This is a genomic window from Sneathiella sedimenti (genome assembly GCF_017313765.1).
Taxonomy (GTDB): domain Bacteria; phylum Pseudomonadota; class Alphaproteobacteria; order Sneathiellales; family Sneathiellaceae; genus Sneathiella; species Sneathiella sedimenti.
On record NZ_JAFLNC010000004.1, the window covers coordinates 43,561 to 66,998 of the forward strand.

Annotated in this window: 23 protein-coding genes; 13 read left to right on the top strand and 10 right to left on the bottom strand. The window is 55.8% G+C overall.

The window, feature by feature from the left end:
• Window positions 1-20 precede the first annotated feature (20 nt).
• Window positions 21-455, top strand: a complete 435-nt coding sequence (locus J0X12_RS11895; protein WP_161315673.1) for a DUF1489 family protein — start codon at window positions 21-23, stop codon at window positions 453-455.
• Here J0X12_RS11895 and J0X12_RS11900 read toward each other — a convergent pair.
• A complete protein-coding gene (locus J0X12_RS11900; protein WP_207046020.1) occupies window positions 447-2,528 on the bottom strand; it encodes a molybdopterin oxidoreductase family protein in 2,082 nt (693 codons plus the stop codon). The genes J0X12_RS11895 and J0X12_RS11900 overlap by 9 nt on opposite strands.
• A gap of 196 nt (window positions 2,529-2,724) precedes the next feature.
• Here J0X12_RS11900 and J0X12_RS11905 point away from each other — a divergent pair, with 196 nt between their 5' ends.
• Genes J0X12_RS11905 through J0X12_RS11920 form a run of 4 tightly spaced genes read left to right on the top strand, consistent with a single transcriptional unit; the run spans window position 2,725 to window position 6,586 of the window.
• Window positions 2,725-3,462, top strand: coding sequence for a lysophospholipid acyltransferase family protein (locus J0X12_RS11905; RefSeq protein ID WP_207046022.1), 738 nt, complete (start codon window positions 2,725-2,727; stop codon window positions 3,460-3,462).
• Window positions 3,462-4,733, top strand: a complete 1,272-nt coding sequence (locus J0X12_RS11910; RefSeq protein WP_207046024.1) for a 3-deoxy-D-manno-octulosonic acid transferase — start codon at window positions 3,462-3,464, stop codon at window positions 4,731-4,733. Before J0X12_RS11905 ends, J0X12_RS11910 begins: the two co-directional genes overlap by 1 nt.
• Window positions 4,730-5,713 (top strand): tetraacyldisaccharide 4'-kinase, encoded by a 984-nt coding sequence (gene lpxK / locus J0X12_RS11915; protein ID WP_207046026.1) that lies wholly within the window; start codon window positions 4,730-4,732, stop codon window positions 5,711-5,713. The genes J0X12_RS11910 and lpxK overlap by 4 nt, the downstream gene beginning before the upstream one ends.
• Window positions 5,714-5,716: 3 nt before the next feature.
• On the top strand, window positions 5,717-6,586 hold the full coding sequence (locus J0X12_RS11920) for a lysophospholipid acyltransferase family protein (RefSeq protein ID WP_207046028.1): 870 nt from the start codon (window positions 5,717-5,719) through the stop codon (window positions 6,584-6,586).
• A 12-nt stretch (window positions 6,587-6,598) separates the two neighbouring features.
• On the opposite strand, the gene J0X12_RS11925 is transcribed toward J0X12_RS11920, so the two are convergent.
• The gene (locus tag J0X12_RS11925; RefSeq protein ID WP_207046030.1) at window positions 6,599-7,666 is read right to left on the bottom strand and encodes a Leu/Phe/Val dehydrogenase; all 1,068 of its coding nucleotides are present in this window, start codon (window positions 7,664-7,666) and stop codon (window positions 6,599-6,601) included.
• A gap of 222 nt (window positions 7,667-7,888) precedes the next feature.
• Window positions 7,889-8,998, bottom strand: a complete 1,110-nt coding sequence (locus J0X12_RS11930) for an NAD(P)/FAD-dependent oxidoreductase (RefSeq protein WP_207046032.1) — start codon at window positions 8,996-8,998, stop codon at window positions 7,889-7,891.
• 109 nt (window positions 8,999-9,107) lie between these two features.
• Between J0X12_RS11930 and J0X12_RS11935 the strand changes: the two genes are divergently transcribed.
• The 6 genes from J0X12_RS11935 (at window position 9,108) to J0X12_RS11960 (ending at window position 13,773) form a co-directional block, all read left to right on the top strand.
• Window positions 9,108-10,073: a DUF3179 domain-containing protein gene (locus J0X12_RS11935; protein ID WP_420497078.1), complete on the top strand. Its 966-nt coding sequence runs from the start codon at window positions 9,108-9,110 to the stop codon at window positions 10,071-10,073.
• 150 nt (window positions 10,074-10,223) lie between these two features.
• On the top strand, window positions 10,224-11,105 hold the full coding sequence (locus J0X12_RS11940; protein ID WP_288900947.1) for a division plane positioning ATPase MipZ: 882 nt from the start codon (window positions 10,224-10,226) through the stop codon (window positions 11,103-11,105).
• 31 nt (window positions 11,106-11,136) lie between these two features.
• Entirely contained in the window at window positions 11,137-11,460 is a 324-nt protein-coding gene (locus J0X12_RS11945; RefSeq protein WP_207046862.1) for an ArsR/SmtB family transcription factor, read from the top strand.
• Window positions 11,461-11,565: 105 nt separating this feature from the next.
• Complete coding sequence (locus tag J0X12_RS11950) at window positions 11,566-12,618, top strand: permease (protein WP_207046035.1); 1,053 nt, start codon at window positions 11,566-11,568, stop codon at window positions 12,616-12,618.
• 217 nt (window positions 12,619-12,835) lie between these two features.
• Complete coding sequence (locus tag J0X12_RS11955) at window positions 12,836-13,204, top strand: hypothetical protein (protein WP_207046037.1); 369 nt, start codon at window positions 12,836-12,838, stop codon at window positions 13,202-13,204.
• Window positions 13,205-13,389: 185 nt separating this feature from the next.
• Window positions 13,390-13,773: a VOC family protein gene (locus tag J0X12_RS11960; protein WP_207046039.1), complete on the top strand. Its 384-nt coding sequence runs from the start codon at window positions 13,390-13,392 to the stop codon at window positions 13,771-13,773.
• A gap of 3 nt (window positions 13,774-13,776) precedes the next feature.
• Here the strand turns inward: J0X12_RS11960 and pgmG are convergent, their stop codons facing one another.
• The 5 genes from pgmG to J0X12_RS11985 form a co-directional block, all read right to left on the bottom strand.
• Window positions 13,777-15,156 carry a phosphoglucomutase/phosphomannomutase PgmG gene (pgmG, locus tag J0X12_RS11965; RefSeq protein ID WP_207046041.1) on the bottom strand — a complete coding sequence of 460 codons (1,380 nt, stop codon included), beginning with the start codon at window positions 15,154-15,156 and terminating at the stop codon, window positions 13,777-13,779.
• Window positions 15,157-15,190: 34 nt separating this feature from the next.
• Entirely contained in the window at window positions 15,191-16,498 is a 1,308-nt protein-coding gene (locus J0X12_RS11970; protein WP_207046043.1) for a UDP-glucose dehydrogenase family protein, read from the bottom strand.
• Between the two features lie 39 nt (window positions 16,499-16,537).
• A complete protein-coding gene (gene galU / locus J0X12_RS11975) occupies window positions 16,538-17,419 on the bottom strand; it encodes a UTP--glucose-1-phosphate uridylyltransferase GalU (protein WP_207046045.1) in 882 nt (293 codons plus the stop codon).
• A gap of 71 nt (window positions 17,420-17,490) precedes the next feature.
• Window positions 17,491-18,192 carry a DnaJ domain-containing protein gene (locus J0X12_RS11980; RefSeq protein ID WP_207046053.1) on the bottom strand — a complete coding sequence of 234 codons (702 nt, stop codon included), beginning with the start codon at window positions 18,190-18,192 and terminating at the stop codon, window positions 17,491-17,493.
• A 3-nt stretch (window positions 18,193-18,195) separates the two neighbouring features.
• Entirely contained in the window at window positions 18,196-18,903 is a 708-nt protein-coding gene (locus tag J0X12_RS11985; RefSeq protein ID WP_207046055.1) for a hypothetical protein, read from the bottom strand.
• 140 nt (window positions 18,904-19,043) lie between these two features.
• Between J0X12_RS11985 and J0X12_RS11990 the strand changes: the two genes are divergently transcribed.
• Both J0X12_RS11990 and J0X12_RS11995 read left to right on the top strand, forming a co-directional pair.
• Window positions 19,044-20,315, top strand: coding sequence for an NAD(P)/FAD-dependent oxidoreductase (locus J0X12_RS11990; protein WP_207046057.1), 1,272 nt, complete (start codon window positions 19,044-19,046; stop codon window positions 20,313-20,315).
• A complete protein-coding gene (locus tag J0X12_RS11995) occupies window positions 20,315-21,643 on the top strand; it encodes an MATE family efflux transporter (protein ID WP_207046059.1) in 1,329 nt (442 codons plus the stop codon). Before J0X12_RS11990 ends, J0X12_RS11995 begins: the two co-directional genes overlap by 1 nt.
• A 4-nt stretch (window positions 21,644-21,647) precedes the next feature.
• On the opposite strand, the gene J0X12_RS12000 is transcribed toward J0X12_RS11995, so the two are convergent.
• Together J0X12_RS12000 and J0X12_RS12005 are read right to left on the bottom strand one after the other, a co-directional pair.
• Window positions 21,648-22,697 (bottom strand): AbrB family transcriptional regulator, encoded by a 1,050-nt coding sequence (locus tag J0X12_RS12000; protein WP_207046061.1) that lies wholly within the window; start codon window positions 22,695-22,697, stop codon window positions 21,648-21,650.
• A complete protein-coding gene (locus J0X12_RS12005; RefSeq protein WP_207046063.1) occupies window positions 22,698-23,429 on the bottom strand; it encodes a hypothetical protein in 732 nt (243 codons plus the stop codon).
• Between the last annotated feature and the right edge of the window lie 9 nt (window positions 23,430-23,438).

Genomic DNA, 23,438 nt, shown 5'->3' on the forward strand with positions numbered 1-23,438 from the left:
TTTCGGGGTATCTATTAGCCATGGCAGTACATCTTCTAATCGTTAGCGTCGGCAATACGTCGGTCGATCAACTTCGCGCGAATCAGTCTCGACGGCTGATTGCAGGGCCTTTGTGCCATGTCACCAAGCAGCGTCCAACCCGTGAAGCGGAGCTGCTTGACGGCGGTTCTGTCTATTGGATTATCAAGGGCCATATCGCCGCCCGTCAGAAGGTCGTGGAGCTTGAACGGCTGTTCGATACCGAAGGCGAGAAATGCGGCCTGATCCTTGATTCAGAATTGATCGAGACGGAACTGTTTTCGCGCAATCCGCATCAGGGCTGGCGCTATCTGGAAGCAGAGGATGCACCGCGTGACCTGCGCGACCTCGTGGAGGAAAGCGAAGCTGACGACGACAGCGAAGGTGAGCTGTCCGAGGAAATGGCCGCCGAATTACGCTCTCTTGGGCTACTCTGACGGCGCAGATTCCGGCCTGATCCATACGGCCGTATCATGAAAGACTGCCCCGCCGTTTGGTTTGGCGGCCTCGGCGCTGATCAGGATGTTGATCCCGACTTTCTCGATGAAATGCTTGCCGGGCCAGACGCCTTCTGAAATTACCGTTCCGGGCTGAACCCCGTCAAATATTTCAACATGAATGAGCAGGGAGCCCTGCCTGTTGCCCAACCGGACAATGGCGCCGTCCTCGGTGCCGAGGCGAGCTGCGTCACTGCCATGTATCTTAACGGTCGGCCGTTTCTCCTTTTTCAGGGACGTCGGCGTTGCGGTGAAGGAGGAATTGAGAAAATTTCGCGCCGGTGCCGTCACCATACGAAACGGATGTTCCGCATCCGTCTGGTCGATAACCTCCCAATGGTCGGGCAGGGACGGCATGCCGTCAAAATTTGGTCCCATGCGAGACCAGTCCGGTGTGAAGTGGAATTTCTTGTCCGCGTGCCCAAAGCCATTGAGATAATGCGCTTCCTCATAGGGAATCTGGCAGTCATGCCATTTACTCGCGGTGAGGCTCGCGGCGTCCGGCCAACCCGATATTTTCAAGGTGTCGTCGATTATCTCCATTTCCGTCATCTCGAAACCGCGATGGTTTGCGCCCAGCCGCTTTGCAAGGCCGCAGATAACCTCATGGTTTGATCGGCACTCCCCGAGTGGCTCGATAATCTTCCCGCCCATCATGATGTGATTCTGTCCGCCGCCCTGATAAAAATCGTCATGCTCGACGAAGGTCGTGGCAGGCAACAGGATATCCGCCATTTTGGCCGTTTCCGTCATGAACTGTTCATGCACACAGACGAAAAGATCGTCACGCGCGAAGCCGGCATGAACTTTCGTGAGATCCGGGGCAACATCCATGGGGTTCATATTCTGGATAAACAGGCCCGTGATGGGGGGACCGTCACCGAGATCTCGCTTATCGCCTGTCAGGACCGGGCCGATACGGGACATATCAAGCACGCGGATATTCGGGTCCACCGCATCCAGCCCTTCAATCAGGGTTTTGTTCCAGTGGTAGATAGCACCGTTATTATGAAATGCTCCGCCGCCCTCATGCTGCCAGGCGCCAGTTACTGCGGCAAGGCAACTTGCGGCATGCATATTGACGGAGCCATTCCGACTGCGGGAAAAGCCATAGCCGAGCCGGAGGAAGGATTTCTTCGTTTGGCCATAAAGCCGGGCAAATTCATATATTTCCTCTACCGACAAGCCCGTTATGTCGGCGGCCCATTCCGGTGTCCGGGTTTTAAGATGCTCTTCCAGCTCTGCAGCACCCTTGGTGTATTTTGCTATATAGGCACGATCCGCCATATTCTCCGCAAAGAGGATATGCATCACTGCGCATGCAAGCGCGCCGTCCGTGCCGGGCCTGACGCATAGGTGCATATCCGCGGCAATGGCGGTGGCATTGCGATAGGGATCGATGACGACAATCTTTGCGCCTCTCTCTTTGCGGGCGCGGGTCGCATGGGTCATGACGTTGATCTGGGTGTGAACAGCGTTGGTGCCCCATATGACCACGAGATCGGATTTCGCCATTTCCCGCGGGTCGGTCCCGTGCAGCGAACCGGTGCCGACATTCCAGCCAGTCCAGGCCAGCGTTGTGCAGATAGTGGAGTGCTGCCGTGAGTATTTCTTGACATGGCGCAGCCGGTTGATCCCGTCCCGCTGTACCAGGCCCATGGTTCCCGCATAGTAATAGGGCCAGATGGTTTCGCTGCCATATTCGGCTTCGCGCTTGAGAAAGGCCTCCGCCACTTCGTCGAGGGCGTCGTCCCAGCTGATCCGTTGCCACTCGCCGCTGCCTTTTTCGCCGACGCGACGCATCGGGTGCATCAGGCGATCCGGATGATGTGTCCGTTCCGTATATCGGGCGACCTTCGCGCAGATGACGCCCGCCGTATAGCTGTTATCCGCAGCGCCGCGCACCCGGCCGATCTGTTGTGGCCCCAGCCGCTCAATCTCCAGCGCGCATGTGGACGGGCAATCATGCGGACAGGCGGAGGGGAGAATTTCAGACTGAGTGGAACTTGTCATAGCGGGATATTTTTCTTTTCTTGCTGCTTTCGCTGCAGGTTTCTGTAATTGATGATTAACTGGTAGATTAGTGAGATATTGAATACGCCGCAATCCATGACATTGGAAAATAGTCGATTTTTGGTGAATAGGCTGGAATTGACGGGGCGGGCAAGATATATCGGGGCGTGAGCTAACCCGGTGAAAGCTAAGTAATTTGAAGGTAGTTAAGAAAATACTGAAAGGCGACGGTGCCAAGGCTGTGATCAGTCTGCTGGCGGCAGGCTATATCTGGCTTGTCTACCGCACAAGTCGCTGGCAGGTGATCAATGGGGAAGCCCCTCATTCCCTGATGACCGAGGGGAAGCCCTTTATCCTTGCTTTCTGGCATGGCCGCCTGCTGATGATGCCGATTTCCGTGCAGCGCAAGACACCGGTTCACGTCATGATTTCCCATCATGGCGACGGCGAGATCATTGCCCGGACGATCAAGCATTGGGGGCAGGAGAGTATCCGGGGATCTGCGACCAAAGGCGCGGCGGCCGCGATCAAGCAGATGCTGAAGGTCCTGAAGAAGGGTGAAGTCGCCGTTATCACGCCGGACGGTCCGCGCGGGCCCAGAATGCGCGCGCAAGAAGGAGTGGTGCGCCTGGCGGCCATGTCCGGCCTGCCCGTCTATCCGGTCAGCTTTTCTACGACACGAGGAAAAGTTCTCGGCAGTTGGGATCGTTTTTTCCTGGCCGCGCCGTTCAGCCGGGGGGTTGTTATCTGGGGCGACGGGATCGAGGTTCCAAAGCGCGATGAAGACGGCGCCTTTCAGCAGGCACGCGATGCGATCGAGAACAGCCTCAATGACATTACCCATGCTGCGGACACGGCCTGTGGACGCGAAACAGTTGTACCGGAGCCGCGCGATAAACCGGTCAAGCCGCACAAAAAGGTGGCGGAACTCTGATGCAGATGGCTCTTTACAACGGCCTCCTGTGGATTGGTGCGCCGGTCCTGCGACGGCATATGAAAAAGCGCCTCGAGTCGGGCAAGGAAGACCCGGACCGGTTTCAGGAGCGTCTCGGCACTGCGTCTCTTCCACGACCGGAAGGAGAGCTGATCTGGATCCATGCGGCCTCCGTCGGGGAATCGATTTCTGCATTGCCGTTGATCGAGGGGCTCCTTAAATCAGCAGGTGACCGGAAAGTCCTGGTTACCACCGGCACGCGCACGTCAGCGGAAATCATGGCCTCCCGATTGCCGGACCGCACCCTTCATCAGTATGTCCCGATTGACATGAAACGCGCGGTGCGTTGCTTCCTCGATCACTGGCGACCGGACCTGGCGATCTGGATAGAATCGGAAATCTGGCCCAACCTGATTGTGGAAAGTGCCGAGCGCGGTATTCCAATGATGATGGCGAACGCCCGGATTACAGAGAAATCCTTTCAGATTTGGCAGAAATCGCTTGGCTTTTCCCGAAAGCTCCTCCGGAATTTTCACTTTTGTTCCGCGCAATCGGAAGACTCTGCCGCGCGATTGCGGGAACTCGGGGCGCATTCTGTGGAATGTTTTGGTAATCTCAAATTTGCGGCGGAACCGCTGCCCGTTGATCCGGTGGCGCTCGCAACACTGACCAAGGAGATTGCGGGACGGCCCCTCTGGCTTGCGGCCAGTACCCACCGCGGAGAGGACGAGTTCGTTCTCGCAGCGCATGGACGTTTGCGACAGAAATATCCCGATCTTCTGACAATTATTGTTCCCCGACATCCCGAACGCGGTGGGGAGGTGGCAGCCCTTGCGGCGGATCTAGGGATAAACGCGGCGCAACGGTCCAGAGCGGGGGAGATAGAGACGGGAACGGGCGTATATGTCGCCGACACCATTGGGGAACTCGGCCTTTTTTACCGGTTAGCAAAGATCGTTTTTATTGGCGGGTCGCTGGTGCCGACGGGCGGGCAAAACCCGTTGGAGGCCGCGCGCCTGGACTGCGCCCTGCTGCATGGTCCCCATATGGACAATTTTGCCGATGTGATGCAGAGCTTCGATGAACATGCGGCGAGTGTGAAAGTGACCGATGAAGAGACGCTGGCGGTTGCAGTCGCAGGCTATATGGATGATCCGGCAACGCGGGACGAGATGGCCGAGCGCGCGTCCAGGGTTGTCGCAGGTGGCGAGGTGACTCTTCAAAAAACACTCGAACAGGTGGAAGCGCTATTGTCGGGAGGGGCGCGATGAAGACGCCACAGTTCTGGCAGCGCGACAGTAACAGCTTCCTTCCTCTTCTGTTGACGCCGGCCGCCTGCCTTTACGGAGGGATCAGCCGCTTTCACCGTTCCCTGCAAAAAGGGGAGCGGGTGTCCGTACCGGTCATCTGCATCGGCAATGTTGTGGCGGGCGGTGCGGGCAAGACCCCGGTCGCGGTTGCCGTCGCCCGGCTATTTCTCAGTGTCGGGAAAAAGCCGCATTTTCTGTCGCGGGGGTATGGGGGTACGCTTGCGGGCCCTACGCGCGTTGTCCTTGATGTCCATACATTTCGGGAGGTCGGGGATGAACCGCTCATTCTCGCCGAGACCGCACCAACCTGGATCGCTCGGGACCGGGCTGCCGGTGCGCGTGCCGCGGAAGAAGCCGGGGCAGATGTGATCATCATGGATGACGGATTCCAGAACCCGTCGCTGGTAAAGGATCTTTCCCTGCTTGTGCTCGACGCTGACTATGGTGTGGGTAACGGGCGCCTGATTCCGGCAGGCCCGCTTCGGGAACCGCTCGCTGCGGGGCTCAGTCGGAGCGAGGCGGTTATTCTTGTTGGCCGCAACAATGATCAAAATATATTAAACCAATTAAATACATTTAAACCGGTTTATAATTCTTATTTGGTCCCGCGACCTTCTGCGGAGGCCCTCAGCGGTGAGAGAGTGGTGGCATTCGCTGGAATCGGCCGCCCGGAGAAATTTTTCAACAGTCTTCGAGAGGCTGGTTGTGACTTGATAGATCACTTTAGCTATGCCGACCACCATGTTTATAAAAAAGAAGAAATTATGACTATGGTTGAGAGCGCTGCGACGCAGAATGCTGCCCTTGTCACTACCCGGAAGGACTTTGTCCGGCTCCCGGCGGAGGCGAGAATGATGGTCACCGTATTTGATGTAGATATGGCGTTCGAGACGCCGGAGGCGTTGAAATCCCTCCTTCTTTCTGTCCTGAAAGAGGGGTAATGCATGAAAAAAGTATCACTAAAATACCGACTGGAATGGATCGCAGTCAGGATCGTGATGGCGATTTTCCGCCTGCTGGGCCGGAAAAATGCCGCGAGTTTTGGAGGCTGGCTCGCCCGCAAGATTGGTCCCCGTTTGGGCGTTCATCGTGTTGCACGGGAGAATATGACCACCGCGTTGCCACATCTCACCGGGCGGGAGGTTGAGGAGAATCTCATGCGAATGTGGGAAAACCTTGGCCGCAATGTCGGGGAGATACCGTTTAACCGCGACATCCTGAGTGATACGGAATCTGTCGAAATCGTCGGAGAGGAATATCTCGATGCCTATTTGGACAGTGGCAAGTCGGCCTTCTTCGTTACCGCGCATTATGGGCCATGGGAACTGGTGGCGCTGGTCGGGCGGCGTTTGGGCGCGCGGGCGACCGGAATTTACCGGGCGGCCAATAATCCGTTGGTCGAGGATTTCTTTCAGGAAATGCGGGCCGATCCCAATTACAGCTTTGTTCCGAAAGGGAATGAAGGCGCACGGACCATTCTCAAGGCGGCGCGAAATGGCGGGGCGATCGTTCTGTTGAATGACCAGAAGCTGAATAACGGCCTTGCTGTCCCTTTTTTCGGACGGGATGCCATGACCGCACCGGCAGTGGCGGAGATTTCCTACAAGATGGATGTCCCGATTTATCCGATGCGGGCTGAACGTCTGGAGGGTGGCCGTCGCCGCTTTACCATATATCCCGCGCTCGACGTTCCCAAGACCGGCGACAAGGCGACGGATGTATATGCGCTGCTAAAGGCGATCAACGAAACCTATGAGCTCTGGATAACCGAGCGGCCGGACCACTGGTTCTGGGTCCATAACCGCTGGTCCTGACGTATCACTGCCCTAACTGGCGAGGGCGAGGCGCGCCTTTTCATTCCGGACATTTTCGAGACGCTCAAGCGCAATCTTGTCGGCGATCTCGGCGGTTGTGACATTCTCCCGCTTCGCCCGCTCGAAGATGCTGAGACAGGTGTCATGAATGCCCGCCACCTGCTGCATGGCTTTGTCGCGCTTAAAATTCGGTCCTTCATGGCTGATGATGATGATCCCGCCAGCGTTGATTGCGTAATCCGGGGCATAGAGGATGCCTTTTTCCATCAGCATCTTCGCATGGCGATCCTCGGCCAGCTGGTTATTGGCAGACCCGGCGACAACACGAACCTTTAGTCTGGCAATGGAGTCATCATTAAGGATGGCGCCAAGCGCGCAAGGCGCAAAAACATCGGCGTCCTGGTCGTAGATTGCCTCGATGCCAACTGCTGTGGCGCCCAAATTCCTGACGGCTTTATCCACCGCGGCTTCATGGGGGTCCGCGACGATCAATTCCGCCCCGGCATCTTTCAGGAGCTCGCAAAGACCATAGCCGACGTTGCCAAGGCCCTGCACAGCAACCTTCACACCGGTAAGGTTGGTCTTATTCAGTTCAAACTGGACCGCCGCGCGCAGGCCGTGAAAGACGCCCCAGGCGGTCGCGGGGGATGGATCGCCGCTATTACCTTCGCTGATCCCGGCGATATGGCGAGTAGACCGGCGGGCAATTTCCAGATCCGGTACCGTCGTACCGACGTCTTCCGCCGCAATATAGGTGCCGCCTAATTGATCGACAGCCCGGCCGAACGCCTCAAAAAGTTCTGGCGTCTTGTCGGTGCGTGCGTTGCCGATAATAACCGACTTGCCGCCACCGAGATTTACCCCAGCGAGAGAGGACTTGTAGGTCATTCCGCGGGAAAGCCGCAGCACATCGGCAATGGCCTCTTCCTCATTCTGGTAATCCCACATGCGCGTGCCGCCGAGGGCCGGGCCGAGAGTCGTGTCATGAACGGCGATAATTGCCTTCAGGCCGGATTTTTCATCATGGAAAAACAATATGTCTTCGTGGTTGTCGAACTCTTTCGCAGAAAATACTGTCATGTCGCACCCCAAAAAAATATGTAACGAATATAATGTCTTGACCTTGATATTTTCCTAATATTGGCTGAAATCAATTCAAATTTTATCGATTTTCAAACTTCGCAGCATACTTTCGCCAAAATATGCAAAGGATTTGCAAAGTTTCTGCCGGGTGTGACGAAAAGAAATAAAAATCTGCCTCGAAAATCCGGGATTGGTGGGATTGAGGTTAATTTTTGCGATTCATAAGCGATCCGTTTGGGAAAGAACATCCTTAACGGCGTCACCAATTCTCAGGCTGGACGTCAGTCCCGGGCTCTCCATTCCGAACAGATTGACCAGGCCCGGAACGTCATGGTCCGGCTCCCCGGAGAGCACGAAATCGGCTGCTGCGCCATCGGGGGTCTGGACCTTTGGGCGGATACCGGAATAGGCCGGGATCAGGCTGTCGTCGGGAAGGGCCGGGAAATATCGACGAATTGCCTTGTAGAAATCACGACAGCGGGTGGGGTCAACTTCATAGTCGATTTGGTCCACCCATTCCTGATCGGGGCCGAACCGGATCTGCCCGGCAAGATCGATGGTCACATGAATACCAAGGCTTGCCGTATTCGGTACCGGATAGATCAGCCGGGAAAATGGGGACCGGGCGGTCATGGTGAAATAGCTGCCCTTGGTGAGATAGCGTGTCGGGATATGCGCTGATGCAAGGTCGGCAATTCGTTCCGCGACGCCTTGCGCGGAAAGCCCGGCCGAATTGATCAGGTTCCGGCATTGCACTGTCGTCCCGCCGGCGGTGACGGCAAACCCTTCCGCTGTTCTTTCGGCTTTATCAAATGCGGTGTTATAGGCAATCGCCCCGCCATTGTCCTCAATTTCTCCGATATAGGCGAGCATGAGCTGATGACTGTCGATAATCCCGGTGGAGGGTGAGAGGAGCGCCGCCGTGCAGTTGAGCGATGGCTCCATCTTCAAGGCCGCATCGCGCGCTAGATACTGGATGTCGTCAACGCCATTGGCGGCCGCCTTCGCCGCGAGGGAATCGAGCGTTTCCAGCTCCGCTTCCGAGGTCGCGACGATCAGCTTGCCGCATCGCCTGTGGGGAATATGACGGGTGGCGCAATAGTCATAGAGCTGATGCTTTCCCTCAACACAATATCGCGCTTTCAGGCTGTCTTTAGGATAGTAGATACCCGCGTGGATAACCTCGCTGTTGCGCGATGACGTTTCCTCCCCGAAATGCGCTGATCGTTCCAAAACAAGCACGTCACGGCCGGCAACCGCAAGGGTCCGGGCGATGGCGAGGCCGATAACGCCGGCGCCAACAACGATATTTTCAACATCCAAAGACATAGCCGTCCCTAACACTTTTTTATTTCATTCACAAAGGGTTGATTTTACCTGCGCGCGGAAGCGTTTACGATAAGGTATGAGACAAATTTTCGCCATCGTCTTTCTTGCCATGTTCGGACCGTTTCTCGGTGCCTTGCCGGCGAACGCCAATCCGGAATTATGGGCGAAGTACTGGCCACGGACGGATTTTTCCCGAAGCGAAGTGCCCTTTGATGAAATCCTGAATGGCGGTGTCCCGAAAGACGGCATCCCGTCCATTGATAACCCGAGGTTCATTCCGGTCGCCGAGGCCGATCATCTCAAGGCGACGGAGCCCGTAATCGGTGTTGTCGTGAATGGCGAGGCGAAGGCCTATCCCCTGCAGGTCCTGATCTGGCATGAAATTGTGAATGACGAGATCGGCGGTGTGCCTGTTGCCGTGACTTTCTGTCCGCTCTGTAATGCCTCCTTGGTGTTTGATCGGCGGATCAACCACCCGGAGAAGGGGGAAATAGAGCTCGAGTTCGGGACGACCGGCAAGCTCCGACATTCCGACCTGATCATGTATGACCGACAGACGGAAAGCTGGTGGCAGCAATTTGTCGGTCGGGCGATCATCGGAGAGTTGCTTGGAGCTGAGCTGGACATGCTCCCTGTGAGAATCGAATCCTTCGCCAAATTCAAGGAACGCCTGCCAAGCGGCCTGGTTCTTGTCCCGACCGAGGAAAATTTTCGCCGCTACGGGATGAATCCTTACCAACAGTATGACAGTGCCTGGCAACCTTTCCTGTATAACGGGGACCTGCCGGATGTTGTCCCGCCGCTTTCCCGGGTTGTTGTGGCGGAGGGGCGTGCTTGGGCGCTGGATTTTCTACGTGAGAAAAAGCGCATCGAGACGCCTGACGGCCTCATTCTGGAGTGGGAGAAAGGGCAGAATTCTGCGCTTGATGCCGCGATAATCGGGGAGGGTGTCGATATCGGCAACGTAACCGTGCGCCGCCGGGCAGGGACAGGATATGAAGATATCCTCTACACGGTCGATTTCGCCTTCGCCCATCATGCTTTTCATCCTGACCAGCCGATCATCTTCGAGTGAGGAAGATTTCCGCGATCCGTCAACTTTTTGTAAATGCGATCCAGATATGGTGCTTGTCTTGTATCGGTGGCTGGTTTACTAAATTACCGCATCATATCAGATCATGGATGCCAGTTGGCGGCGGTGAGAATTGCTGGGGGCGAATAGAACGTGTCAAACGTGACAGTGACTTTGGACGACTCAAATCCTGAAAAAGAAGAACAGCCTACCCGCGCGCATATTATTGTGGTGGGAAATGCCAAGGGCGGGTCGGGTAAATCCACAACCGCCATGCATATCATCATTTCGTTGCTGACGATGGGTTTCAAGGTGGGGGCCATCGATCTGGACGGGAAACAGAAAACCCTCGGTCGATATATCGAGAATCGCCAGAACTTTATCTCGAAGAAGAATATCAAGCTGCCGATGCCATCCCTCAAGGTGATTGAGCCAAGCCCCAAAAAGAATATGGACGAGGCGCAATCGGATGAGCGGGCAAGGTTTGTCGCGGCGCTTCAGGAACTGGTTTATGAGAATAACTTTGTCGTCGTCGATTGTCCCGGCGCTGACAGCTTCATTTCCAAGCTCGGGCATTCTTTTGCCGATACCCTGCTGACACCGATGAACGACAGTTTTATCGATCTTGATTTGCTGGCGACGGTAAACGGGACCAGCCTGGAGGTCGAAAAGCCGAGCTGGTATAGTGAAATGGTCTGGGAGCAGCGGAAGAGACGGGCGCTGATCGATAATCACAAGATTGACTGGGTGGTCATGCGCAACCGGCTTTCCCATACCGATGCCCATAACAAGCGGCATATCGAGAAAATTCTGAAAAAGCTGTCGTCACGCATTTCCTTTCGCGCGGCCCCGGGGTTCGGCGAGCGCGTTGTGTTTCGGGAGCTGTTCCTGAAGGGCCTGACGATGCTCGATTTGAACAAGAAAGGTATTGGCGTTAAAATGTCTATGAGCCATGTTGCCGCGCGTCATGAATTGCGCCACCTGATCAAGTCACTGAACTTGCCTGGCCTTGACGACAAAGTGGAAAAGCTCTGACAACGATCCGCTAAGAAAGAGACCTGAAATGATGGAGACCGAAGAGGCCGCGGTTGCGCTCGCGAAGCTTGGTCATCCTGTCCGGCTTAGGATAATTCAGTATCTTGTGCAGGCAGGAGAGGCGGGGCTGTCTGTGGGTGAAATTCAGGTGCTTCTGGATATTCCCGCATCCACGCTGTCGCATCACATTTCCCATCTGGTTAGCGGCGGTCTGATCCGACAGGAGCGGGAAAGCCGCACCCTGCGCTGTTTCGTCAATTACAAGAAGGTGGAAGGGCTCGTCGAGCTTTTGACCGATAAATGCTGCATGGGCGTCGAGCTGCCTGCGACAGCTTCGGCCGACGAAGAACGTTGACCTGACCCAGAATTTTATAATTCGACAATTATCGAAATTATAACTTGCAATCCATCAAGGCGGATGTTACCTATCAGATAATTCGATAAATCTGGAATTATGGATATGTCAATAAACGAAGCCTTACAGAGCCTCTCCCACAACAGATCCCGTTTATGGGCCCTGTTGAGTGATCGCGTCGTACTTGCGTCGCTTGCGATCGTCTTGCTGTTGGCAATTATCGATCCGAAAAACCTCCCTGTCAGCCTTGCCTTTTTAGGGGACGCGGTGATTGGAATGGCACCTTTCTTCGCCATTGCCATCGGTCTTGCGGCCTATTTTTCGGCAACTGGTGCGGACAACCTGATTGCGCGGGCCTTCGCCGGCTCGCCGACGACGGCGATTGTCGCGGCGTCGATGGTGGGGGCATTGTCTCCCTTCTGTTCCTGCGGGGTTATCCCGTTGGTTGCCTCTCTCCTGGCCGCCGGGGTCCCGCTCGCGCCAGTGATGGCCTTCTGGATTGCCTCCCCGATCATGGATCCGGAAATATTCGTCTTAACCTCCGTCGGGATCGGCTTTGGCTTTGCGGTCGGCAAAACCGCGATCGCCGTCGCGCTCGGCCTGTTTGCCGGGTTCGCGGTGTATCTGTTGCAGCAGCGCGGGTGGGTAGTTAATCCCTTAAAAGGGGAACTATCGGGTTGCCGAAAGAAGATTTCGCTCTCCGGCCCGGTCGATGTTAAGTGGAAATTCTGGCAGGAGTCGGATCGCAGGCGTCAGTTTGCGACCGCCGCAACCTCCAATGGCTGGCTGATCGGACGCTGGCTGATCCTTGCCTTCCTGATTGAGAGCCTGATGGTGACTTACATCCCTACGAGCTTTATCGAGTCCGTTGTTGGCCAGGACAACATCTTCTCCATTCCGCTTGCCGTGCTGATTGGAATTCCGAGTTATCTGAATGGTTATGCCGCTATCCCGCTGGTCAGTGGACTAATTGACCTTGGAATGTCGCAAGGGGCCGCGATGGCCTTCATGACCGCAGGCGCCGTTTCCTCGATCCCGGCGGCAATCGCGGTCTTTGGTCTCGTCAAGAAGCCGGTATTTGCGCTGTATCTTTTCCTTGGTGTATCGGGATCGGTTGTGACCGGTATTGGCTGGCAGTTTTTGAGTGAATCTTTCTAGCGATTCACGCAACACTTTCGGCTCAATCGGACAGAAACCGCATCTTCGATATTCTTTTTATTAGAAAAATATAAAATAAAACAAGGGTCGGTCCTTTTATTAGGGCCGACTAATCGAAAATTAACCTTTCCCCGATACGCTTTTCATCATGGCGACAAGTTTCCTTATTATCCCGCAGGGACGATACAGGGACAATCTCGCAGAAAAGGAGGAGCGTATGTTAAGCTTTATTAACCATACCAGGCATTTTGTCATTCGTTATGCCGGCATGCGCTCTGTCATTTCTTTTGGACTTGCAGTGCTCTTTTCCGCAGCCACGTTGGTTTCATTCCAAGTGACAGACGCAACAGCCCAGAATGTATGCTTTGAGCGAACGGCACTACTAAAGCATTTGAACGGCAAATTTGAAGAGGCGCCGGTTGCAGCGGGTCTTGCTGCGAATGGGAGCGTGCTTGAAGTCTTTTCAAGCCCGGATGGCGTAACCTGGACAATTGTTCTGACCCAGCCAAATGGCGCAACCTGTGTGATGGCGTCTGGTGAATCCTGGGTTGGCGTGAAAAAACCCAAGAAAGGCAAAGTCAGTTAGCCGCATATACATGCTTTAGATAAGCGCGTTGCGTCAGGTAAGGCTTTGTGATGTATATGGTTGAGAAGAGCCGGGTCGGATGATCCGGCTCTTTTTCGTTTATAAATGGGGGCTGTACAGTTTTTGAAAATCTGCGTAGCTTGCGTCCGGGGCTCTCTCTCCATCAAATAAAAAAAGGAAGAAAAATGATCGGTTATATCACCCTGGGAACGAACAACCTTGAAAAGGCAACGGAATTCTATGAAGCCCTGCTCAGCGAAATCGGGGCGAAACGTGTTGTCAACGAAGACCATTTGAAAATGTGGAGTGTTGCGCGCGGTCAGCCGATGCTGGGCGTCATTAAACCTCATAACGGGGAAGCGGCTACTTTTGGCAATGGCACGATGCCCGCGCTGCTGGTTGATAGCACTGAAACAGTTTCAAAAATGCACGCCAAAGCGATTGAGCTTGGTGGAACAAACGAAGGTGCGCCGGGCCCACGTGGCGGCGGCCAGCTCTTTTTCGGGTATTTCCGGGATCCTGAAGGACACAAGATCGCTTTCTATGCGCCGAACAAGGCAAAAGACTGACGCCTAAAAAGTCGGGGCCTCGACATTCGCATTGAGGAGCGCTTGCTGAAGCTGGGATTTTAGGCGGGTCAGGCCCGCCTCATCCTTGGCTTCGCAGCGCGCGACCAGAACCGCCTGGGTATTGGATGCGCGCAATAGCCACCAGCCATCCTCGGTATTTACCCGTACCCCATCAATATCGGCGTAATCCGCACCGGCTGCCGCAAGGGCGTCCTGAATGCGGGTAACGGCGTCAAACTTCTCTTCATCGGGACAGGGAAAACGTAGCTCCGGCGTGTTGATCATTTCCGGCAGTTCATCGCGCATCTGGTCAAGGGATGATTCGCTTGCCCCGACAATATTAAGAAGGCGGAGCGCGACATAAGGCGCATCATCATAGCCGTAATAGTGGTCATTATAGAAGATGTGGCCGCTCATCTCGCCGGCAAGGGGAGCGTTGACTTCCTGCATTTTCGACTTGATCAGCGAATGACCGGTCCGCCACATGATCGGCTCTCCGCCGAGATCGCGCACCGCATCAAAGAGGATCTGGCTTGCCTTGACATCGGCGATAATCGGGGCGCCGGGGCTGTTTGCCAGAATCTCGCGCGAGAGAATAGCCAGAAGTTGATCTCCCCAGAGAATACGGCCCTGGCCGTCGACGACGCCGATCCGGTCACCATCGCCATCAAAGGCGATCCCGAGATCCGCGTTCACACCTTTTACGGTACGGATTAGGTCTTCCAGGTTTTTCGCGACCGTCGGGTCGGGATGGTGGTTCGGGAAACTGCCATCAATTTCATCAAAGAGAAGCAAATGAGTGCCGGGAAGCTTGGCGACTATCCTGCGGAGGGCTTCCCCCGTGACGCCGTTGCCGCAATCCCAGACCACACTCAGATTACGCCCAGGGACGAAATCCTGGAGGAGGCGGGCGACATAGTCTTCCATGATGGGATGATCGATAACGCGTCCCGTGCCTGTTTCAAACGGGCCGGTAGCGCTCAAGCGCCCGAGTTCCTGGATTTGCGCCCCGAAAAAGGATTTGCTGTCCAGCATCATCTTGAAGCCATTATGGCTTGGCGGATTGTGCGATCCGGTGATCATGATACCGCCGCCGGCCTTCAGCGCATAGGTGGCGTAGTAAAGCATCGGGGTCGGGCCCATGCCGATATCGAAGACGTCAATGCCTGTCGACGTCAGGCCCTTTATCAGGGCGGCTTTCAGTTTCGGTGATGTTGTGCGCCCGTCATAACCGACAGCGACGTTCTGGAAACCACCCTGTTTCAATAGCGTCCCGAAAGAACGGCCAATGGCTTCGGCGTCCGCCTCGAACAAGGTTTCATCAATGATCCCCCGAATATCATATTCACGCAAGATGGTCGGGTTAAACTCATGCTTCGTCATTTGTCGATGCTTTCCAGAATATCAATTTCCTCAACTAATTAGGGCGTCCAATACTCCGATAGGTAAACCCTTTTAGAGCCATATCACGAGGATCATAAATATTCCGTAAATCCACCATAACCGGTGTTTTCATCATGGACTTGACCCGTGCAAGATCCAACGCCCGGAATTCATTCCATTCCGTAATAATGACAAGGGCGTTGGCTCCTTCAAGAGTTGCGTAGGAACTTTTGCAAAAATCGATATTCTCCAGCAGTTTGCGCGCCTCCTCCATGCCTTCCGGGTCATAGGCGCGGATGCTTGCGCCCGCCGCGACCAGGGCGGGAAGGATATCAAGGCTCGGGCTTTCGCGCATATCGTCGGTGTCTGGCTTGAAGGTGAGGCCGAGCACGGCAATCTGCTTGCCCGACACAGAACCGCCGCAGGCATCAATGACCCGTGCCGCCATGTCCATTTTGCGTTTCTCATTAATACTGATCACGGTGTCGACAATTCGAAGCGGCGCACCTTCTTCGACAGAGGTCTGGTAAAGTGCGCGCGTGTCCTTGGGAAAACAGGAGCCGCCGAAGCCGGGACCCGGATGCAGGAATTTTGCGCCAATCCGCCGGTCAAGGCCGATCCCGCGGGCGACGTCATGAACATCCGCACCGACTTTCTCGCACAGGTCCGCCATTTCATTGATAAAGGTAATCTTGGTCGCGAGGAAGGCGTTGCCAGCATATTTCGTCAGTTCGGAGCTTTCCAGGCTGGTGAAAACGAGCGGCGTCTGGAAGAGCGAGAGGGGCCGGTAAATCGCTGACATGACCTCTTGCGCTCGCTTTTCCAAGGTGCCGACAATCACCCGATCGGGCCGCATGAAGTCCTCGATTGCGGCACCTTCGCGCAGAAATTCCGGGTTGGAGACAACATCGAAATCCGCATTGGGGTTGGTCTCGCGCAGGATGCGCTCTACCTCGCGCCCCGTTCCAACGGGCACCGTTGATTTTGTCACGACCACCGTATAGCCGGTGAGGGCGGACGCTATCTCTTTCGTGGCGGCATAGACATAGGTCAGGTCGGCCTGGCCATCTCCGCGTCGGCTTGGGGTGCCGACGGCAATAAAGACGGCGTCCGCGCCGGCAACCGCGCTTTGCAGGTCGGTTCCGAATTTGAGATAGCCCGAGCGAGCGTTTTTCTCGATCATCGCCTGAAGACCAGGTTCAAAAATCGGAATATCGCCCGCGTTGAGTTTGTCTATCTTTTCCGCATCCGTATCGATGCAAATCACGTCATGACCGAATTCCGAAAAGCAGGTACCCGAAACCAGCCCGACATAGCCAGTCCCAATTACAGCGATATGCATCGCAAAATCTCCGTTTCGTTAGTCGTGAGATATATTGTATTACAGTTTATCGGCTATTTTTTTGACAATGTTCGTTACGTCGGCCTTCATGTCTTCGCGATTGAGGGCAAAGGCAATATTCGCTTCAAGAAATCCAATTTTATCGCCGCAGTCATACCGCGTCCCTTCAAATTTCATGCCGTTAAAAGGCGCCCTGCCGAGCATGGCGGACAGGGCATCCGTCAGCTGGATCTCATTCCCGGCGCCGCGCGCCTGATTTTCCAGAAGACTGAAGATATTGGGCTCCAGGATATAGCGTCCGATGACTGCGAGATTGGACGGGGCGTTGGCTGGGCTCGGCTTTTCCACCAGGCTCTTGATCTCGATGAGGTTCTCGTGTTCCTTGCCGGGACCCAAGATACCGTAACGTGAGGTATGTTCGTTTGGTACTTCCATCACCGCCAGCATATTGCCGCCGCCAACCTTTTCCCGCGCCGCCGTCATCTGGGCGAGGCAGGGCGTGTCTGCGAGGATCAGGTCATCGGCGAGTATAACGGCGAAGGGTTCATCTCCAACGAGCCGTTTCGCGCACCACACCGCATGGCCGAGACCGAGCGGTTCCTGCTGCCGGATATAGGCGATGGAGCCGGCCTTCGGCACACTGTTCTGTATCTCTTTCAGGACATCATTTTTTTGCCGTTCGATCAGCACGCTTTCAAGTTCGTAGGATCGATCGAAATGATCCTCAATGATGGTCTTGCCGCGCCCGGTGACAAATATAAACTCTTCAATACCGGCGTCGCGCGCTTCTTCCACGGCATACTGGATAAGCGGCTTGTCAACGACGGGAAGCATCTCCTTCGGCATGGCCTTCGTTGCGGGGAGAAATCTTGTTCCGAGTCCCCCGACAGGGAACACGGCCTTACGGACTTTTTTGGGCATACTGATCTGACCTGCTGAATAAACTTTAAAATTTATGACATCTCGGCTGCCGCTAACGCAACCCCTGATTTTCAGCTTTTTAGCAGTACGTCCTTTGCCTCATTGAGTTTGGCGGCCATATAGTCGGAGCCATTATGGTCAGGATGAAACTTTTTCATCAGTCGGCGGTGGGCGGCCTTGATCTCCGAAACCGTAGCATCGCTGCCGAGTTCGAGGATTTCAAACGCCTCCTGGCGGGTCATCGGCCCGCTGCTGCTCGACGCGCGGGTACGTTCTTCCTTTGACTGGCTGTCACCGGCCTCTGTCGTAAAATCTTCATCAAAATTTCGCGCTATATAGCTTTCCAGAATGGCCATGGTCTGCTCGTCCGCCGCGCATTCCTGTTGAAAGTCACCCAACTCGGCGCGGGAGAGGGAAGAAAGTTGGCGCCCTTCGAAGCGCCCCCGCAATATTGTCGCATCCATCTCGCCGGTGTCGTGGTTGAGAGATGCCTGCAGCCAGTCCGTCTCGACATCCGATTTTTGCCCGGTGGAGGGACGGCGGGAACTGAATAACGGCTTGTTGCGGAGAAAAAAGAGTGCGGCGACAACCAGCGGCGGGGCATAGGCGAAGCGACCGGTGAGAATGAAAAAGCCGGCCAGCAAAGAGCAAATGATCACGGCGGAAATGCGCAATGCCTTGATAAGTTTTTTAGGGTCCGCCGTTGCAATGGCCTGGCTACCGACCATCAGGGCCAGCAAGAGCGATACGCCAATGATAAAATAGGCCAGCATGGTCTATTTGATCTGTTTGAGGAGCAATTGTGCCTCGCCGCCGGATTTCTTGCTGAGGTCACTGAGTGCCTTGCGGCCCCCGGCGGCATAAGCCGCGACGGCCCGGAGCAGGTTGCGCAATGTCGCCGCGCTGGCGCTGTCGAAGCGGCAATAGGCCCCGCCGGAGATCCGTGCCATCTGGCGGAAGCAATTCTCCGCGATGGCGTCAAATCCTTCCTGAAACAGGAAAATGGGAACCTTCAGCATTCCGAGCTGCCCGGCGAGGTGACAGAGCTGGTCCGCGTCCTCCTCCATGCAGTCGCCGACATAGACGAGGGCGTTGACCCGCTCTTTTTTTGTCTGTCGCAGAGCATGTTTCAGGACCTTCTCGATCTGTGTATGGCCACCCAGGCAAAACACACGTGACATCGGGCGGATCAGTGCCTGACTGTCGGTCGTCCATTTGGTGGCCTTGAATTCCCCAAACCCCCGGAAAAAAGCAACCTGTAGCTCGAGCCCGCCCATCGATGCGGCCTCTTCGAACATTTCATGCTGGAGATGTGATGCCCTGTCCCAGGTCGGCTGGCGGCTCGCGGTGGCATCTATCGAGAATATTAATCGTCCATTCTTGCCATTAGACGCCCGCACCGGGGTGGCGGCAACCTTTTTCAAAAACTCGGCAACGTCATCCTTGCCGGTTTTTTCATCTGATTTTTCGATATTTTTGGCCAATCCGCGTCTTTCCCCATTTGACGTTCCTTACACTCTAGATAGGTGGTTTTTCGGAAAAATTCAATTCATGGTCAAATAGACTTGCTCTTATGTCTGGGCCCGGCCAAAAATGGAAAAAAGAATGAAAGGAAATATTGCCGATGAAAACTGATCCTTTCTGGTGGGAGTCCGCGAAGCCAGAACCCACGGATATGGCCCTGCCGGAGAGTGTCAGCGATGTGCTGATTATCGGTGGTGGCTATACAGGTCTGTCGGCGGCTCTGACCCTTACTAAGAGGGGGCAGACAGTCACTGTGCTCGATGCGGAAATGCCGGGTTATGGTGCCAGCGGACGCAATGGCGGCATGATCGGCAATCTCCTGAAGCCCGGGCTTTCCGGACTGATCGAAGCTTACGGCGTGGAACGAGGCTGCGCGATCTATAAAGAGGCGCTGGCATCGGTTAAGTTTATTGCCGCGCGGATCGAGGAGGAGGGAATCGACTGTGATCTCGCGTTGAATGGCCGTTTTTATCCCGCGGTTCTGGAAAAGCATTACCGCGCCATGAGCGATGATTTCGCGGTACGGCAGAAGTATCTCGATATTCCCGAAGAGATGGTCGGCCCAGAAGACTATGCAGAGGATGTCGACAGCCCCGGTTACAAGGGTGGCCTCCGCCAGCACCATACAGGCGGGCTGCATCCGGCAAAATATGTGAAGGGCCTGACGCAGGCTGCTCTGCGCTCCGGCGCCCGGATAATCGCGCCGCTGCGGGCGGAGGGAATTATCAAGAGGCCGACAGGTTTCGCCGTTCAGACGGCTCGCGGGGATCTGAACGCCCGGGCGCTGCTGATCGCTACCAACGGCTACGGCGGCGGCCTCTATCCGTTCTTGCAAAAGCGTATCTTTCCTGTCGGGAGCACCATGATCGCGACAGAGGAGTTGTCCGAAAACCTGGTCGCCAGCCTGTTTCCGACAAAACGGATGATTACAGATACGCGCAAGATGCTCAGCTACTACCGTCCCTCACCGGATGGACGCAGGGTGCTGCTCGGCGCCCGCCCGTCCATCTTTCCCGCCACGCCGGAGGTTCAGGCGCGCTCCCTCAAGAAGACGCTGGATTCGATTTTCCCTGCCCTTCGACAGGCGGCGGTCAGCCATGTCTGGACGGGCAATGTCGCCTATAATTTTGCCGCCATGCCCACGATAGGAGAGCATGAAGGGGTGTACTATGCCATGGGCTATTGCGGTTCCGGCGTCGCGATCTCCGGCTATTTCGGGCATAAGGCGGCACTCAAGATTCTTGGTGACCCGGAGGGGGAAACGGCCTTTGACGGCTTGCCACTAGAGGATCGTTTCTACTATAACGGCAGGCCCTGGTTCCTGCCGGTCGCCATGATGGGCTACCGCATTCGCGATTATTTTGGTTTCTGATGACAGCCTCTGCATTTTTCTCGTTACCGAGCCATCGCGAGACATGGCGTCTGGCCTGGCCGATTATTATTTCCAACTCCTCCGTGCCGCTTCTTGGTGCGGTGGATACGGCGGTTGTCGGCCATCTGCCGGAGCCGCATTATATTGGCGCAGTTGCCATCGGCGCGCTTATATTCAGCTTCCTCTATTGGGGCTTCGGGTTTCTCCGCATGGGAACGACGGGATTTGTCGCCCAGGCCTCCGGTGAGGGAGATGCGACAGAAGTCCGTTCGGTGCTTGCCCGCGCGCTCATCATTTCGGCTGTCATTGCGGCAGGTGTTCTGATCATACAGCCTGTCGTTTTGTGGCTCGCCTTGTTGATGATCGACGGGTCGTCCCTCGTTGAGGGTGGGGCAGCGGATTATTTTTATGTGCGTATCTGGGGCGCGCCAGCGGTCCTTGCCAATTATGCGTTGATGGGTTTCTTTATCGGTATCCGCAATACGAAAGCGGCGCTCACCGTACAGATATTCATGAACGGCCTGAATATCATTCTCGACCTGATCTTTGTTATCGGGTTCGGCTGGGACGTCATCGGCGTCGCGGCAGCGACCGCCATATCCGAGACGCTGGCCCTGATACTTGGGCTATTCCTCGTTCGGCGGGAACTGTTGCGGCTCGGCGGGGTGTGGCAACGATCGGCGATTCTTTCCCTGGCAAAGATGACGCGTCTTCTTGCAGTTAACTTCGATATTTTTATTCGCACCATCCTGTTGATTTTCGCCTTTGCCTATTTCACGGCCCAGGCTGCGAAAGAGGGGGATGTCACGCTGGCGGCGGTCGCGGTATTGATGAATTTTATTCATTTCATGGCGTTCGGCCTGGACGGGTTTGCCTTCGCGGCGGAAGGGATGATCGGTACAGCCATCGGGGCGAAGCGGCCCGATAAGCTGCGGGAGATAGTCTATGTCACCGGATTTTGGGCGCTGATCGTTGCTTGCCTGTATGCGCTGGTTTATCTGATTTTCGGTCCCGCCATCATTGATCTACTGACCGGGATCGATGAGGTGAGGGCGCGCGCGACTGAGTTTCTTCCTTGGCTCATTTTCATGCCGCTGGTTGCCATCTGGTCCTATCAGATCGACGGTATCTTCATCGGCGCGGTGCAGTCGAAGGAAATGCGCAATGGCATGATCATTTCCTTCATTGCCTATATGGCGGCGATGCATATTTTTGGGGAGCTGTGGGGGACGCAGGGGCTTTGGGGGGCGCTGGTCGTGTTCTTCGTTGTTCGGGCGGTGACGCTGGCCGTCGTCTATCCGCGCGTGGAACGGCGGGCGAGGGCTTGATAGGCTATTTCGCCTGTTTCGTGAGGATACGTTCAATACCGGTGAAAGCCATCGGCACAAGCGCGATGATCAGGCTGATGCGGATCACATGCATGGTGGAGACGAAAGCGACATCGATCCCGAGGGCGAGGGCAACCAGCGACATCTCCGCAAGCCCCCCCGGACTGAGCGCGAGAATAATCCCGGCGACACTGACACCAATTGTTTCCGCAAAGAAATAAGCAAAGACAGCGGCGATCAGCACCATTAGTGTCGTGGAGACAAAGCTGAGGCCGATAACACGGCGAATGTCGCGAAATCGGGTGCCAAGAAAGCGGGCACCAATCGCTGTACCAATCACTAACTGGGACGCGTAAACCAGAATCATCGGTGGTGAGACGTCTGTGATCCCCGCCATTTGAACGACCGCGGTTGCCAGCAGCGGTCCCATCAGGTGATAGGCAGGCAGGCGGCAGAGATATCCGCCCACATACCCAATCAGGGCGGCAAGCAGGAGCCAGCCGTCCCCCGCAATATCCTGAATTGAGCCGAACAGGGAAACTGTTTGATCCGCGCCAACGAAGCCGACGCCATAACGGAAAATCAAGGGAACGGTCATCACCAGGATCAGGATGCGTGAGGCATGGATCAGGGCGATCGTCGGCCCATGGCCGCCCTTCGCCTCTCCGACCTCATACATCACGTTGAGACCCCCGGGCGCTGCAGAAAAATATGCTGTGACGGGATCGAACTTGCCGATCCGGCGATAGAACAGATAGACAATCCCCATGGACAGGGCGACGCTGACAAGAAGCAGCAGCAGGCCGCCGCTCCATCGTCCCATGGCTGCAAAGGTATCCGTTGAAAACCCGCTGCCGAGCATGACGCCGAGGATGGCGGTCATAATTTTGCGTAAGGTTCCATTGACGGCGAGGTTGACGCCCCGCAACGCGGCAACAGTGGAGAACACCATCGAGCCCAGCATCCAGGCAAGGGGGAGATCGGCGATGAAAAAGAGGGCTCCTCCGATCCCGCCGACGATGAGCGCTAGAATGGTCCGTTTCGTGTCTTGCATTTAGATTGCCTGGTCGAGGAGTGTTGTTATTCCGGGGTGGTCAAAAACCTGCGCGTGGCGGGCAAGGCGGTTGGTTCTTTCCGCCCTTAATTTCGCATCGGTTATATTTTGCCGGATAAAATCATGAAGGTCCATCCCGGGCGCGAAAGTATCGCGAAGGCGCGACTGAATGGCCTGCTGGTCCAGGACCGGGAAGGGGGCGCCCGAGCAGTCAATGCCGCCGAGTGCGACGGGCCTGCCGTCCAGCAAGAGGCTGCCGCGCAGGCTGAGATAGGCATGGACGGTGTCAATCGCGCCATGTTCCGCGCAATGGAGCCCGACCCCCTCCATCCTGACGAAGCGGTAGTTCTGGCCGATGGCTTCAGTCTCATGCATGCGCATAAGCTCTCTCTCGTTCAGCCAGGTGATATGGACATGGGTGACAGCACCCGAAGCTGGGTGCAGGGCCGCGGCGACCGATCCGTAGCCGGAAAAATGCGCGGAGTAGCTACAGCAGATATCATAGAGCTTTGCTGCCGTCACCGGAATGCGATAATCCGGGGACGTGCCGAATTTGCGGAGCAGCTGTACCGGCGATCCGTTGGAGCCGCAGGCAAGCACCGGAATTCTCCCGTCGAAGTCTGTCTCCGGCGGCAGGGCCTGTGCCGCGCCGCCGGAAAAGAGGAAGGAGCCCGCGGGCCTCGGATAGGGATAACCGAGGGCGCGGGCGATATCGTCGGGAAGAGGGGACACTGCCGCTGA